Genomic DNA, 15,961 nt, shown 5'->3' with positions numbered 1-15,961 from the left:
AACGGGCCGTCAGCACCGATCAGCACGGTGGGTTTTGGCAATAACGGGCTTGCGAAAGCCAACTTGCACGGGGCGAATGATCAAAAAGTGCTCGCTGGCGGTGATAGGGAAAGTGTCGGCGCCGGCTTCACGGATTCAGGTTAGGGTAAGAGCTGCTTGCCTGTGGCCTCGCAAAATCAGACCTTCCGTTAGTCATTTGCCATGTGGCTGCACATAGGTTCTATTTTTAATTTATATAGCATCAAAAAACACCGCACAGGAGTCCTCGGCAGTTATTGCTGCTGTGGTTGCCGTTAATACAAGGAGTCGCTTTCATGGTTGGGCAGGATAGAACGCCACAATATAAAGAAAACAGTCTTTCGTTGGTCGGTGCCGTTGCATTAGGCACCGGCGTGATGATTGGGGCCGGTATTTTTGCGCTAACCGGCCAAATGGCCGAAATGACTGGTCGGCTATTTCCTCTAGCCTTTCTGGCCGCTGCCGTCATTGTCTCTTTCAGCGCTTATTCTTACGTTAAAATGTCCAATACCTTCCCATCAGCAGGTGGGATTGGCATGTATTTACAGAAAGCGTATGGCCCGACGCTTCCCACCGCCTTTCATGCCCTCCTGATGTATTTTTCCATGGTGATCGCACAGAGTTTTTTGGCGAGAACGTTTGGTGCCTACACGCTTGAGTTGTTTGACCTGGGGGATCGTTCACTATTTGTGCCCCTACTCGGGGTTGGTTTACTGCTAATAGCCTTTTTGATCAATTTATCCGCCAACCGCTTGATCGAGACCGTCGCCTCGGTGCTCGGATTTATCAAAATAGGTGGCATTATAGTGTTTGGTATTGTCGGCGTGTTTATTGCCGACTCCATCGAAATGGGTGCTGGCAACGATGCACCTACGCCTACGATAACGGGCTTTTTAGGTGCTACGGCGCTCGGCATACTGGCATTTAAAGGCTTCACGACGATTACCAATAGTGGTTCGGAGCTTAAAGATCCTAAGCGGAATCTTGGCAAAGCTATCACGATCTCGATTGCGCTATGCGTGGTGATCTATGCCCTTGTCGGTTTTGCCGTTGCCAGCAACCTATCTTTGCCTGAAATTATCGAAACCCAAGACTACTCCCTGGCCGCCGCTGCCCGTCCCGCACTGGGTGAAGCGGCAGTTGCGTTTACCGTCATTCTCGCCATGTTAGCAACGGCGGGCGGTATCATCGCCAGCGTCTTTGCCGTTTCACGCATGCTCGCCATGCTGACAGAAATGAAGCTGGTTCCTCACCGCCATTTCCACATGCCCGGCAGTGTACAAAAGCATACACTGGTGTACACCATCGTATTTGGCTTAGTGCTCACCGCTTTTTTTGACCTGAGCCGCATCGCAGCATTAGGCATCATTTTCTACCTGATCATGGATATGGCCATCCACTGGGGTGTGCTTCGTCATCTCAAGGACAGAGTGGGGGCTAATCCTGTTATTCCTAGCATTGCCATACTACTAGATGCTGTCGTGTTAATCGGCTTTTTATGGGTAAAAGCCATTTCGGACCCCATGGTGCTCATCGTTGCTGGCGTAGTAATGGCTACTCTTTTACTCGGCGAATGGATTTTCCTATCCAAACGCGACGCTTCAAACGATAGCGAGCACTCTCACACTCATTAACGTTAATAGCGTTATAGGAGGTACCAAATGGACGTTAGAACCTTTGGTGAATTGATCGATTGGACCCGTCAGTTACACGAGCATCTTGCAGCTTGCCTTGCTCATTGCGCCGATATACACGAAGAAGAGCGCGCTCGCATGTTGCTCAATTACTTAGCTGCACAGGAAGCGGAAATGCAGCGCGTTGTGGCGCGCTTTGAACAGACTGTTGACGCGAAAGCATTAAAAACCTACGTTTATGACTATTTGGAGCATAAACCTATCCGTACGCATCGTACCTGCGATGCGCCCTATTCCACGCTAAGTGTTGACGACATTTGCCGAGAGGTTTTTGATTTCCATGAACAAACGATAAACCTTTATCGAACCCTCGTTGGCAAAGCGGAAATTCCTGAGGCTAAAGAGCTCTTAGATTCCCTTTTAGCACTTGAAGAGCACGAAGCCATGCGCCTTGTTCGCCAAACGGGGAGAATGAACGATGTCTGAAGACCATAACGAGACAAAGGTGAAAGTCACTGTTACATGGGATTGACCTCTGTGCAGCACGTAGCCGAATAATGTCAGCAAAGGGCCTGAATGGGCCCAACAGCTCGCTAGGAGAAGGATCATGGAAATTCGCAAGCATACTCTCGCTCTCGGACTCGCCCTGGCACTCGGTGCCAGTGGTAGCGGCATCGCTCTCGCCCAGAGCATGCCGACCAATCAGCCCAATCAGGGTAGCGGCATGACGGGCGGCAGCGGCGGCCAAGGCGGCATGGGCCCTGACATGATGGGCGGAATGATGGGCGGCGGCCAGGGCGACATGGGGCCCGGCATGATGGGGGGAATGATGAGTGGCGGCCAGGGCGGCATGGGGCCCGGCATGATGAAAGGCATGATGGGTGGCGGGATGATGACCTGCCCGATGATGGGAGGCGCCGGCATGGGCATGATGCGGGAGGTGCTCGACCCGGAGCAGCACGACGAGATGCGCGCGCTGATGCAGGAGCATCGCCCCGCCCAGTTCGAGCGCATGGGCCGCCTGATGAACCTACGCGAGGACCTGATGGCGGAGATGCGCGGCGAGCGCCCCGATCCTGAGGAGGTCCAGGCCCTGCACGGTCGGATGGCCGAGCTTCACGGCGAGATGATGGCCGAGAGGGTGCGTCTGGAAAATACCATGAACGACCTGCTCACCGACGAGCAACGCCAGCAGCTTCAGCAGGCCACCCCTGAGAGTGACGTCGACCCCGAGGACCACGAGGCCCATCACTGACCGGGAGTGTCACAGACTCAGGCAACAGGACGGCCATTGTTGGCCGTCCACTCGGCAACGCCCACAGGAGACAAGCGATGAGCGATTCACCCCCCAACACGATCACCCTGACGGTCCCCGGCATGGGCAGTGACCACTGTGCCGGCATCGTGCGCAAGACGCTGGAACGCCTCGATGGCGTGGGCGAGATCCAGACCAATATCGCCAACCACCATGTCAGCGTGACCATCGAAGCAGGCGGGCCCGACGGCGACACCTTGAAGGAAGCCGTCGAAGGCGCCGGCTACGACGTGGCCGCCGTCAGTGGTGGTACCGGCATGCAACAGGTCCGCCTGACCGTTCCCGGCATGGGCTCGGACCACTGCGCCGGCATCATCCGCAGTACCCTGGAGCGGCTCGAGGGTATCGAATCAATCGACACCAATATCGCCAGCCATCGCGTCTCTGTGAGTATTGCCGCCGATGGCCCCGATGGCGATGCGCTCAAGCGCGCCGTGGAAGGGGCCGGCTATGAGGTGGCCGCCGTGCAGGCCGACGAGGCGGAGGATGCCGACAGCGACGCCGAGATCGAGGAGGCCTATCTTTCCCAGGCCCGCAAGCGGCTGATCATCGCTGCGGTACCCACCACCCTGATCATGCTGCTGATGATGCCGCACATGTTCTGGCAGCCGATTCCCGGCTACCTGGCCATCATCGCCGTGCTGGCCTTCCCGGTGGTGTTTCTCTATGGCGGTATCGCCACCCACAAGTCGACCTGGCGCTCGCTGAAGAACGGCACCTTCAACATGGACGTGCTGATCTCCATGGGCAGCCTGCCGCCCTACTTGATCGGCCTAGTCGGCTTCGTCTACCCCATGACCTCATTCATCGAGATGGCCGCCACCATCATGACCTTCCACCTGCTGGGCCGTTACCTGGAGGCACTCGCCAAGGGACGCGCCTCCCAGGCCATCCGCCGCCTAATGACCCTGGGTGCCAAGACAGCACGCGTCGAGCGCGATGGCGAGGAAGTCGAGGTGGCGGTGAAGGAGCTGGCCCCGGGCGACATCATGGTCGTGCGCCCCGGCGACAAGATCCCCACCGACGGCGAGGTGGTCGAGGGCGAGAGCCATCTCGACGAGTCCATCGCCACCGGCGAGTCGATACCGGTCTACAAGAGCACCGGGGACAGCGTGATCGGTGCCACCATCAACAAGGAGGGACGCTTGCGGGTCAAGGCGACCCGCGTCGGCGGCGATACCTTCCTCTCCCAAGTGGTGCGGCTGATCGACCAGGCTCAGGGCTCGCGGGTACCGATCCAGGAATTCGCCGATCGCATGACCGGCCGCTTCGTACCGGCGGTGCTGGCCATCGCTCTGGCCAGCCTGGTGGCCTGGGCGCTATTCCCGGATGCCCTGCGACCGATACTCGACTGGGGTGCGACCTTCCTGCCCTGGGTGAACCCCGAGGCCGCCACGCCGGTGCTGGCGATTCTCGCCGCCATCGCAGTGCTAGTCATCGCCTGTCCATGCGCGCTGGGCCTGGCCACCCCCACGGCGCTGATGGTCGGCTCCGGCATCGGTGCCGAGCGTGGCATCCTGATCCGCTCCGGCGAAGCGATCCAGACCTTCAAGGACGTCAAAGTGATGGTGCTCGACAAGACCGGCACCATCACCCGCGGCGAACCAAAACTCACCGAGGCCGTCGTCGCCGAAGGCGCCGACGAAAACCGCCTGCTCACCCTGGCGGCGAGCGTGGAGAACGCCTCGGAGCACCCCATCGCCCGGGCTATCGTCGATGGTGCCCGGGAGCGCGATGTGAAACCCGGCGAGGTCAGCGAGTTCCGTTCCACCGGTGCGCGCGGTGTCTCGGGCAAGGTGGGCGACGAAGTGGTGCTGATCGGCAATCGCCGGTTGCTGGAAGAGGAAGGCGTGACCGGCCTCGAGGCCCTGGATGACGCCATGGGCGAGCTCGAGGGCAAGGGCCGCACCGTGGTAATCGTCGCCGCCGACGGCCAGGCACTCGGCCTAGTGGCCGTGGCCGACACCCTCAAGCAGGAGTCGGTGGAGGCCATCCGCGGCATGCATGATCTCGGTCTGCACGTGGTGATGATCACCGGCGACAACGAACGCGCCGCCCGCGCCGTGGCTGAAGAGGTGGGCATCGACGAGGTCCAGGCCGGTGTGCTGCCGGAAGGCAAGGTTGATGCCATCCGCGCGCTGCAGGAACAACACGGCAACCACGTGGCCATGGTCGGCGACGGCATCAACGACGCCGCGGCACTGAAGCAGGCCAACGTGGGCATTGCCATCGGTGCCGGGGCCGACGTGGCCATCGAGGCGGCGGACGTGACCCTGGTACGCGGCGAGCTCACCGCCGTGGTGGACGCCATGCATCTCTCGCGAGCCACCTTCGCCAAGATCGTCCAGAACCTGATCTGGGCCAGCGCCTATAACGTGGCCGCCATCCCCATCGCCGCCATCGGCCTGTTGCACCCGATGATCGGCGTCATCGCCATGACCACCAGCTCCCTCTCGGTGATCGGCAACTCGCTGCTGCTCAAGCGGCGTTACGCCCGTGAGCAGCCCCGCGGAGAGCCTTCCACTGCCACCCCATCGGTCCAAGCCAAAGGCGACCGCTCATGAAACGACCAGAATCCACCAAGCCCCCCTCGGGAGAGGCCGAATCACAGAAAGAGCCGTCTTCCCCTACCGCGGCACTCCATAAATGGATGATGACCGCCTGCGTGGTGCTGATGGGAGGCGCCGTGCTGCTGTTCATGTGGGGCGGGCAATCACTGAGCAGCGGCGCCTGGCTGCTGCTGCCCCTGGCCCTCTGTCTCGGCATGCACTTCCTGATGCACCGTCATGTCGGGCATGATCAGCGCGACCGAGATGAATAGCAGATATAAAAAACAGGACAATCGGCATCGATGCCAGACACGCAATGCCGATGCCGTTCTGGTACGTTACATTAGGAACAGTCAGGACAGATGTTATGCCGAGGGTGGCGATCAGGCAGTTATAACAGATCCAGACATCATTTTCTTACAGATCGTCCATCCTCCCAGTCTGCCGAACAAGGCGCATCGCTTCATGCTGTTCCAGCTCAAGAAGGGATTCAAGCAACTCGAATCTCCGCCTTGCCAACCAAGTTACGATAGAGATCTGTCACTTGATCATGGAAGTCGAAAATCTCCCGACAGATTTCATTGAAACCCAGCGCAGCATAGGGTGACGATGCGGCACCAGTTCCATTTCCGTCAGCATTGCCAACATGCGTGAGACCGCAAATATACTGGCAATGATACCACCCGCGGTGGCCAGCATGGCGAGAATGACGGTGAACCAGACGGCGGCCTCCCCCAGCGCAGGACGGGCAGCAGCCGCCAACGAATAATCTTTCGTTTCGATTATCTCGCTCAGCGACAGATTACTGGCGACAGCGAAGCCCACCAGCGCATAGATCACCACACACAGGGCGATCGAGATCATGATCGCCCTGCCGACGTTGCGATGGGGATCTTTTATCTCTGAACCACTATTGGTGATCGTCGTGAACCCCTTGAAGGCCAGGATCCCCAACGCGGTTGCTCCTAGAAAGCCTGACAGAGATCCCTCGGGCGTCGACGCCGAGGTTTCCATGCCGACCGAGTCGGCGATGATGACACCGACGACCCCGAACAAGATGATCCCACCAATTTTTATGAACCCGAGTACTGACGCAACACCCTGAATCAGCTTGTTGGCGGAGAGGTTTAGTAAAAATGCAGATATCAGCAGCGCAACACCCAATAAGGGGACAAGCAGTGACCTATCCCCAAAATCGAAAAGCTCTAGCGTGTAGGACCCAAAGGTTCTCGCCAAAAAGCTTTGTGCTATCACCATGGAGAAATACATTAAAAGCGCATGGAAAGCGGTGGTCAGAGTTGGTCCATAAGCCTTGCTGAGGTACATGCCAATACCACCAGCTGACGGATAGGCATTGGACATTTTCACGTAGGAATAAGCACTGAAAGAGACGATTAGTGCCGCTGACAAGAAGGCTAACGGGAAAAGCACTCCCGTCATCTCGGCCATCTGTCCCGTCAAAGCAAAAATACCAGCGCCAATCATGACCCCGGTCCCTAAGGCAATCGCACCGACCAGTGAGAGGCTATTCTGCTTGTACTGTGGCGTTCTATCCATAGACTCCATCACCTCTCTCCTGGGTGAATGAAACCAGACCCTACCGAAAGCCCTCTTGACGCTCTGAGACTCACCAGATGACAAATGGTAGAGTGTGGTTAGATACATTGAAATCAAAGTGTAGAACCTATGCGCTACCCAATAGTCAATTATTTTCTTTGGATACAACCTCCGAACCTAACCGATGACGACGCGCCATCCACAGCATCAACGGCGGCAAGATCAACCACTGTAGTAACGGCGAGAGGCCCGTGCCCAACCACGGCACACGGGGCATCAGCTGCGCATACTCCCACCGTTGACTGAATAGCGTAGCGTGCCACTCCATCGCCACCGTGATACCGACGCCCACCAGCACGAAGCCCACGCACTCCTTGGCCCCATAGCCCCGAAGCCAGTCATGACGTCGATGCCATACGGCCACCGACCAATACGCCATCAACGTGATCAATACATCGCCAAGGGCTGCCTGGATACAAGCCTGCACAGCTTCCCAATGTGGCATCACAGGCATGCCCGCATACAACGGAATCTGAAGAAACTCCCAGGGAAGATTCAGCAGAAAGGCAAATAACGCTACATGAAGCTCCCTAGCCGAGCGGACCACGCGTAGTTTCCTGCAGCGCTTACCCTGAGGCTAGCCTTGCGTATAGATGTGACTACCATTCAATGGCAGCTCCAAGGCTCCTTCTTGGCGTTGTCCTTCACATTCTGATCGACAAATCGATAATGCTCCTCCTTGAAGCGGTTCCACCAACCACGACTGATTTCGACCGCATATTTGTCGAGAATATCTTCGACGCAGTCGAGGCAGAGACGTGAGGCATCATAGGCCAGGTGAAGCTTTAGTTTCTTCTCATCGAACGAAACACTGTCTAGCCCGTATAGCTCATCAATATCTGCAACAGCCGCTTTCACCGCATCCAGATCGCTGGAATCAAGCTTTAAGTGTCGGTTCACCAAGGTCGTTTCAGAAACTCCCAACCGATGCTCTCTGTGTGCCATGAGAATTCTCCTCGTACTGTAATATCGTTAACGTTCTTCCAATATTATCGACATACCTCATATCACTTGTCTTGCTTATCGGTCCGATGTAGCAACCATGGTTCGCTGACTACGACATGCAGTGGTGACCAGGAACGCACCTGCTGCCAACATTGGTACCGTCAACAACTGTCCCATAGTGAGCCAATCAAAGGCGATGAAGCCCAATTGAGGATCGGGTAAGCGCACAAACTCCACGATGAAACGGAAGGTGCCATACAGAAGCAGGAATAGACCCGAGATAAGCCCTTGAGTTTGCGGTTTCCGTGACACCCACCACAACACGACAAACAGCACCACACCCTCCAGGGCAAACTCGTAGAGTGCTGATGGATGGCGGGGTTCAGGCCCCAAGCCCAGCATGGGAGGGAAGATCATCGCCCAGGGCACGTCGCTGGCCCTCCCCGGCAACTCGTGATTGATGAAGTTGCCCAGACGCCCTGCCCCCAGACCGATCGGCACCAGCGGGGCGATGAAATCGGTCAGCTGAAGGTAGGCCAGGCGGTGACGGCGAGCGAACAGCCAGGCGGCTACCAGCACGCCGGCAAGACCTCCATGGAAACTCATGCCCCCTTCCCAAATCTTGAAAAGCCATAGGGGGTTGGCTATCAGCTGGTCGAGCCCGTAGAACAGCACATAGCCCAAGCGCCCTCCAATGATGACGCCCAGAGCGCCATAGAAGATCAGGTCGCCGATATCATCATGGGTCAAGCCGAGGCGGTGCGCTCGCCGCCGCCCCAGCCACCATGCGGCCGTCAGCCCCACCACGTACATTAGGCCATACCAATGTAGCTGTACCGGTCCGAGGGAAAATGCCACTGGATCGATCTGTGGGTACGCAATCATGGCAATTTCCTCGCGCCCTTCAGGCTTCTATGAATCGCTCGACGCTACGCCAGCGGGTTAGCAAATAGCCAAGCGTGCTTTCTTATCTACCAGCATAGCCTAATGGCCTGAATACAAACTGAATCTTGACTCACGAAGTGCAAATTCAACCTAATTCCAGGGGGCATCGCTAGTGCACCTCACATCAAGTACCACTGACGATTCGTGTTAGGCTGGGAGCCCTCGAGATACGGCATTCGCGTATCTAGAATGTGCCACCCAGCCTTGTCGATCCTGACGTTATGCATGATTCACATGGCGGCATTTCCACAGGTAGTAGACACAGGGCAACACCAGAAGCGTCAGTATCACTGCGCTCAACATCCCCCCCACCATCGGGGCCGCAATGCGGCTGACCACCTCGGAACCCGTGCCGGAGCTGTACATCAGTGGCAGAAGACCGGCAATGGTCGAGACCGATGTCATCATTACCGGTCTCACCCTGAGAGCAGCACCGTGCAGCACGGCGTGGCGAAGAGTCTCCCGACGGGGTTGTACTCCCTTGTGTTGGCAGCCCTCGAGCATCTGCTGATAGGCCTGGTTGAGATAAACGAGCATGATCACCCCGATCTCGACTGCCACCCCGGCCAGAGCGATAAACCCCACTCCCACGGCCACGGAGAAGTTATAGCCCAGCAGGTACATCAACCAGATAGCCCCTACCATGGCCAGCGGCAGCGTGCCCATGATGATGGCTACCTCACTGAAGCGTTTGAAACTCATGTAGAGCAGGATCACGATGATGGCCAATGTGAGAGGCACCACATAGCTCAACTTCTCTTTGGCACGCAACATGTATTCATACTGCCCGGACCACGTCACCGAATAACCGGCGGGCAAATCGAGCTCGTCCGCCACGACGTCCATGGCGCGCTGCACATAGGTACCGACATCCACGCCTTCGATATCCACGAAGGTCCAACCGTTGGGACGTGCGTTCTCGCTCTTGATCGCCGGTGGTCCGTCCTCCACGTAGATGTCCGCCACGTCGGCTAGAGCGATGCGCTGCCCATTGGCGGTCACGATCGGCAGCTCGGCCAGTCGCTCGGGGGAGTCCCGGTAATCCTGTGGGTAGCGCAGGTTGACCGGGTAGCGCTCCAAGCCCTCGATGGTCTGAGTGATGTTCTGACCACCGATAGCGGTCGCCACCACTTGTTGCACGTCGGCAATGTTCAGGCCATAGCGCGCCGCCTGAGCGCGGTTGATATCAACCTTGATATAGCGACCTCCGGCCACCCGCTCGGAATAGACCGACGCAGTACCGGGAACATCGGCAAGGATCGTCTCCAGCTGCTGTCCGATGGACTGAATCTGATTGAGATCTTCTCCGCCCACCTTGATGCCCACCGGCGTCTTGATCCCGGTCGCCAGCATATCGATGCGCGTCGAAATCGGCATCACCCAGGCATTGGATACCCCCGGTATCCGCACCAGGCTGTCGAGTTCCTTCTTGAGCTTGTCGGTGGTCATCCCCTCTCGCCACTCTTCCCGCGGTTTGAGCTGAATGAATGTTTCGATCATGGTCAGCGGCGCAGGGTCGGTAGCCGTGTCGGCCCGTCCGATCTTGCCAAACACCGTGTCCACCTCCGGCACGCTGGCAATCAGTTTATCGGTCTGCTGAAGGAGCTCCCGCGCCTTGCCGATCGACAGCCCTGGATAAGTGGTCGGCATGTACATCAAGTCGCCTTCATCCAGGGGTGGAATAAACTCGCTGCCAATCTTGCTGACCGGCCAGAAACCCACCAGGGTTATCGCCAGCACCAAGGCGATCGTCGTCTTCGGGAAACTCAATACCGCCTTGAGTACTGGCATATAGACCCCGACCAGCAATCGATTGACCGGATTCTTGTGCTCAGGAATTACGCGGCCACGGATTAAGTAGCCCATCAGCACCGGAACCAAGGTGACCGCCAACCCGGCACTGGCTGCCATGGCATAGGTCTTGGTGAAGGCGAGCGGCGAGAACATCCGCCCCTCTTGGGCCTCGAGGGTAAAGACAGGAACAAAGCTGACAGTGATGATCAGCAAGCTGAAGAAAAGCGCCGGCCCCACCTCCACCGCCGAGTCGGCCACCACCTTCCACCGGTTTTCGGACGTCAGCGGTGTACGCTCCATGTGCTTGTGCAAGTTCTCGATCAACACGACGGCACCATCGATCATGGCACCGATCGCAATGGCGATACCCGCAAGCGACATGATGTTGGCGTTGATGCCCTGCCAGTTCATGATGATGAAGGCAGTGAGAATGCCCATCGGTAGGCTGATCATCGCCACTAACGCAGAGCGCAGATGGAACAGGAAGAGCACGCATACCAAGGCTACGATGGCTAACTCCTCGAGCAAGCCACGCAGCAGGTTGTCTACCGCCTTTTCGATCAAGCCTGAACGGTCATAGACCGTCACGACCTCCACCCCCTCCGGCAGGCTAGACTGGAGCTGCTCAAGCTTGGCCTTGACGCCATCGATCGTCTTCTGGGCATTCTCTCCTGTGCGCATGACGACGATGCCGCCGACGGTCTCACCTTCCCCGTTCAGTTCGGCAATGCCACGACGCATCTGGGGCCCCATCCCGATGTCGGCGACATCCTTGAGCAGCAGAGGCGTTCCATTGTCATCCACACCCAGCGGGATACTGGCAAGATCCTCACGACTCTGGATATAACCAGTGGCGCGCACCATGTACTCGGCTTCGGCCATCTCGACGACCGAGGCGCCCACTTCCTGGTTGGCCCGCTGTATAGCGGTCTGGATGTGAGCCAGGGGAATGTCGAAGGCACGCAGTTTCTCCGGATCTACCACGACCTGGTATTGCTTGACCATGCCGCCAAGCGCCGCGACTTCAGAGACGCCCGATACGGTCTGAAGCTCATACTTCAGGAACCAGTCCTGCAAGCTCCGCAACTCACTGAGATCATGTTGGCCAGTCTTGTCGATGAGGGCGTAGAGATAGACCCACCCCACGCCAGTGGCATCTGGGCCAAGCTGTGGGCGCGCACTATCCGGCAGCGTGGGCGCTACCTGAGAAAGGTACTCCAGCACACGGGAGCGCGCCCAGTAGGGATCGGTGTCTTCGTCGAAAATCACATAGACGTAGGAGTCGCCGAAGAAGGAGTATCCGCGGACTGTCGCCGCCCCGGGGACCGACAGCATAGCCGTAGTGAGCGGGTAGGTAACCTGATCTTCAACGACCTGCGGTGCCTGTCCAGGGTAGTTGGTCTTGATGATTACCTGCACATCGGACAGGTCCGGCAGAGCATCAATAGGAGTATTCTTGACTGAGTAGATTCCCGCCCCCGCCAGAATCACGGCAGCAAGAAGCACGAGAAAACGGTTGCTGATGGACCAGCGGATCAGAGCAGGAATCATTGCTTACTCTCCCCCGCACCATGACCTTCATGGCTCATCCCGTCTTGATGGTCACTACTCGCGCCACCCCCCACGCCGTGATCCACAACCGAATCGTTGGATGCTTGGGTAGCTACATCGTCTACATGCACGTCTCGGAGGAGATATTCGTCTTCTGCAACCCGCTCAATCTCGACATGGACGTCCATGCCTGCTTTAAGCTGCTCAAGACTGACCGTATCAGCAGCCTGGAAATTCATGCTCATGGCCGGCCATTCCCAAACCGCTATAGGGGCATGGGAAAGCGTTACCATGCCATGATCCGGCATGACATCTTCGACGCGTGCCGGCACCCATACGGTCTCAACAAGGGAATTCTCATCGGCCTCTTCAGCACTGTCACTATGCTCCATTCGTCGAAAGTCTGATGTTCGACTTGACTCGGAATCCAGAAGGAACTGAGCCGACGTAACGATGCGATCGCCCTCCTCAAGGCCCGATAATATCTCGACGGTTTCCCAACCCACGCGTCCAACGTCGACTTCGATCGATTTGAATTTTCCATCACCCAATGCAAGAACGACACGCGACTGGCTTCCGGTGCGAATCAAGGCCTCACGGGGTATTTGCAATGCCTCCAACGTCGTGTTTGACATAATGGTCAGCTGAGAAAACATTCCAGGTTTTAGCGCCAGGTCATCGTTAGCGAAACGCACCCTTACACGAGCCGTACGCGTCTCACTATCAATACTTGGATATATATAGTCCACCACCCCTGTCCACTCCCGTTCGGGTAGATAGTCAAGAGTCATGCGAACCTCATCTCCCTCAGCGATCAACGCTGCCTGGCGCTCAAACACCTCTCCGACAGCCCACACATGATCAAGAACGCCAATACTCATCATGCTCATTCCTGGCTGTACGAACATTCCTTCACGCACCTGCAAATTATCCAGGACGCCACTTTGGGGCGCACGCAAGATGATCGCCTGACTCACTTGACGACTGTCCCTTAGCTTCTGGATAGCCTCATTGGGCACCTGTAACGCGCGCAGCCTTTCCAAGGCGGCAGAAATCAGACGTTGGTTGCCGCGGTTCATTGCAAGCAACAATTCTTCCTGTGCATTCACGAGCGTCGGCGAATAGATCGAGTAGAGCGGTTGACCTTGGGTAACACGATCGCCTTCGGACTTGGCAAATAACTTTTCTATCCACCCCTCGACGCGGGGGTGGATATGCACCAACTTGTCTTCATCGTATTGGACATAGCCAACTGTCCTTACCGTGGCGTCAAATGTATCCTTTTCGACAACGCCCGTTTTAACACCAAAATTGTTGACGACATCAGGAGAAATCTTGACTGTTCCTGGGGTGTCCCCTTCGTCTTGATCATCATAAACAGGCACTAGATCCATCCCCATCGGGGATTTTCCAGGCTTGTCTCGCTTGTAGTTGGGATCCATCGGCGCCACCCAGTAAAGGGGAGTGCGTTCTCCACTCTCTTCCCCACCAGTCTTATTACTATCTTTTCCAATAGCCGTTTCTACTGCGTTCAGGACGAATGTCTTCCCTCCCAGAACCATACTGCCGGACACGCCCAACAGGACGCCTAACGATATAACGAAAAAGTACCTACCCATTTGATTCATCGTGATGTCTCATTCCAGACTTGAGAAGTCGTGAGTTAGCGTGAAGACGTGCCTTGGGACAGCAGGTAGTTGATATCCGAGATCACCTTGAGTCGTTGGGCTTTCAGGCCTATGAGCTCCACACTCGCATTGGTTTCATCAATTCGTGCCCGCACGGCTTCTGCAAAATCACCATCGTCATTGTTATAGGCATTCAGGGAAGCTTCGGCCTGCTCGCTCAGCTCGGGCAATAATCGTTGCGTATACAGGGTTAATCGTTCATCGAGGCGCGCCAACTTAACCCAATTGGTTTCCAGCTGGGCAATCAATTCACGAACCAAGGTTTCTCTCTCGTACCGGACCGCTTCATGACGTGATGCCGCTGCTGCGACATTCTTGTCCTGACGATTTTCCGTGAACACAGGTAGATCGAAGGCCACTCCCACAGAGAACAGGTCGGACCGGCGTCCGCCCATAGGGTCGTCCTCGCGGTAGCCGTACTGTGCCGATACACCCCATTCTGGTTTGTACTGCTGCCTCGCCACATCGACCCCAGTCTCCATGGCATCTATCTTCTGCTCCAATGCCAGCACTGCAGGGTGACGCCTCACTCGCTCATACCACAGCTGACGACTGGGACGTTCAGCGTCAGTGAAGAGGCTTGGCTCTACCAAAACAAGCTCGGGGAAGTCTTCCGCTATCGGTAGCATCGCCTCACTCCCCAACCATTCAGTTAACTGCCGCTCTTCTGCCTCTTGTTGCTGTCTGAGATCGGTCAAGCGATCCTCCAGGCGAGTCAGCTCCAACTGAGCACGAATCACATCGTCTTGGCGGGTCATTCCGAAGGCGGACGCATAGCTCACCTCGGCCACCTCCGCTAGCTGCTCAAACAAGCTACGATCACGCTCTATCCGACTGATGCTCAGCTGAGCACGAGTGGCCTCCAGCCAAAGCTGGCTAACCGTAGCCTCGACTCTGGCTTCCCTATCCTGCCGCAACATCGGCTGTTGGGCGGCAAGCTGCTGCTTTTGTTGCTTGGCAAGCGCCAGGCTGTCCCCCCTGGGAAACTTCTGACTGACTCCTACGCTGAACTGGGTCATGCCCTCTTGATTCAGGTCAAAGGTATCGACTGGAAGGTTACCTGCCTTCAACGAAACCTGAGGGTCCGGGAGCTGGCCCGACGCTATGGCCTCGTTCTCAAGGGCGGCTTCAATGGACGCACTTCCGGTTAACCAGGGGTCCTGATCAATGGCTATCTGTATCGCTCTTTGCAAACTGTCCGTTTCACTTCCGGCAATAGCAATAGCTGGCATCCAGGCAACACCCAAGACACCGCTGAATAACAATGCAGCCTTGATCACAGTGGCCCTCCAAACAAAAGGATTACGCTCAAAAAATACAGAAAATTTAATAAAATAAATAATCAAACATTAAAAACTACGTTTACTAATTACTTTAAAATCATTAAACGAAACATTTAAAGTAATTGTTGGCCAGCATTAGCCGGCCAACTTTAATTTATCACTGAATGTCTACATGCAGACTGTACCGGTGTGTATCACTATCCCCAAGCCCCCCCGTCTCTCCTGAAACAATCAAGCGGTACTCGCCTGCATCGAGTCTCTCATCAATTTTGAAGTCTCCATTGACAGAATTAGCTTCCGAAACGATATTGCCGGATGCGTCCATCAGTTTTGCTTTCATGTGAAGCGCAAAGTTTGATGACCCAGGAAAGTGCTCACTAACTATCTTGACCTCGGAGCTTTCGTTTAATGAGAGCACATACTCATGAGCAAACCCTCTGGTCAATATTTCACTAGATGTAACTCCCTCCGTCAGCTGTTTGGCCTGAGATTCAGAGTATCCAAGGCTTGCGAATGCTGGTATGGCAACTACGCTAATGATTGCGGCGGCAAGTGACGTTTTGATTTTCATTTTAACTCTCCATTCCTGTTTGATGACACGCTTAGAATACAGCGCTTACCT

Annotated in this window: 13 protein-coding genes; 5 read left to right on the top strand and 8 right to left on the bottom strand. The window is 56.3% G+C overall.

The window, feature by feature from the left end:
* The first annotated feature begins 314 nt into the window (after positions 1-314).
* The 5 genes from AC13CY_RS05670 to AC13CY_RS05650 all read left to right on the top strand — a co-directional run bounded on the left by AC13CY_RS05670 (position 315) and on the right by AC13CY_RS05650 (position 5,788).
* Positions 315-1,652: an APC family permease gene (locus AC13CY_RS05670; RefSeq protein ID WP_089675952.1), complete on the top strand. Its 1,338-nt coding sequence runs from the start codon at positions 315-317 to the stop codon at positions 1,650-1,652.
* Between the two features lie 27 nt (positions 1,653-1,679).
* On the top strand, positions 1,680-2,138 hold the full coding sequence (locus AC13CY_RS05665) for a hypothetical protein (RefSeq protein ID WP_044630612.1): 459 nt from the start codon (positions 1,680-1,682) through the stop codon (positions 2,136-2,138).
* 121 nt (positions 2,139-2,259) lie between these two features.
* Positions 2,260-2,907, top strand: a complete 648-nt coding sequence (locus AC13CY_RS05660; protein WP_023004785.1) for a Spy/CpxP family protein refolding chaperone — start codon at positions 2,260-2,262, stop codon at positions 2,905-2,907.
* A 77-nt stretch (positions 2,908-2,984) separates the two neighbouring features.
* Positions 2,985-5,531 (top strand): heavy metal translocating P-type ATPase, encoded by a 2,547-nt coding sequence (locus AC13CY_RS05655; protein WP_044630611.1) that lies wholly within the window; start codon positions 2,985-2,987, stop codon positions 5,529-5,531.
* Positions 5,528-5,788, top strand: coding sequence for a DUF2933 domain-containing protein (locus AC13CY_RS05650; RefSeq protein ID WP_058577548.1), 261 nt, complete (start codon positions 5,528-5,530; stop codon positions 5,786-5,788). Before AC13CY_RS05655 ends, AC13CY_RS05650 begins: the two co-directional genes overlap by 4 nt.
* Before the next feature lie 268 nt (positions 5,789-6,056).
* On the opposite strand, the gene AC13CY_RS05645 is transcribed toward AC13CY_RS05650, so the two are convergent.
* The 8 genes from AC13CY_RS05645 to AC13CY_RS05610 form a co-directional block, all read right to left on the bottom strand.
* A complete protein-coding gene (locus AC13CY_RS05645) occupies positions 6,057-7,082 on the bottom strand; it encodes an APC family permease (protein WP_427775225.1) in 1,026 nt (341 codons plus the stop codon).
* Between the two features lie 136 nt (positions 7,083-7,218).
* On the bottom strand, positions 7,219-7,680 hold the full coding sequence (locus tag AC13CY_RS05640) for a hypothetical protein (protein ID WP_228169060.1): 462 nt from the start codon (positions 7,678-7,680) through the stop codon (positions 7,219-7,221).
* Positions 7,681-7,739: 59 nt separating this feature from the next.
* Complete coding sequence (locus AC13CY_RS05635; protein WP_058577545.1) at positions 7,740-8,078, bottom strand: hypothetical protein; 339 nt, start codon at positions 8,076-8,078, stop codon at positions 7,740-7,742.
* A 75-nt stretch (positions 8,079-8,153) separates the two neighbouring features.
* Positions 8,154-8,963 carry a prolipoprotein diacylglyceryl transferase gene (lgt, locus tag AC13CY_RS05630; protein ID WP_062375626.1) on the bottom strand — a complete coding sequence of 270 codons (810 nt, stop codon included), beginning with the start codon at positions 8,961-8,963 and terminating at the stop codon, positions 8,154-8,156.
* 279 nt (positions 8,964-9,242) lie between these two features.
* Positions 9,243-12,368 carry an efflux RND transporter permease subunit gene (locus tag AC13CY_RS05625; RefSeq protein WP_483052375.1) on the bottom strand — a complete coding sequence of 1,042 codons (3,126 nt, stop codon included), beginning with the start codon at positions 12,366-12,368 and terminating at the stop codon, positions 9,243-9,245.
* Positions 12,365-13,996, bottom strand: a complete 1,632-nt coding sequence (locus tag AC13CY_RS05620) for an efflux RND transporter periplasmic adaptor subunit (protein ID WP_483052374.1) — start codon at positions 13,994-13,996, stop codon at positions 12,365-12,367. Before AC13CY_RS05620 ends, AC13CY_RS05625 begins: the two co-directional genes overlap by 4 nt.
* Positions 13,997-14,031: 35 nt before the next feature.
* Positions 14,032-15,402 (bottom strand): TolC family protein, encoded by a 1,371-nt coding sequence (locus tag AC13CY_RS05615; protein WP_483052373.1) that lies wholly within the window; start codon positions 15,400-15,402, stop codon positions 14,032-14,034.
* Between the two features lie 94 nt (positions 15,403-15,496).
* A complete protein-coding gene (locus AC13CY_RS05610; protein ID WP_172514847.1) occupies positions 15,497-15,910 on the bottom strand; it encodes a hypothetical protein in 414 nt (137 codons plus the stop codon).
* Positions 15,911-15,961: the final 51 nt, after the last annotated feature.

The organism is Vreelandella sp. L-15, from assembly GCF_056857635.1.
The sequence above is the reverse complement of the archived record's forward strand: the minus strand, read 5'-3'. Positions and strand labels throughout refer to the sequence as shown.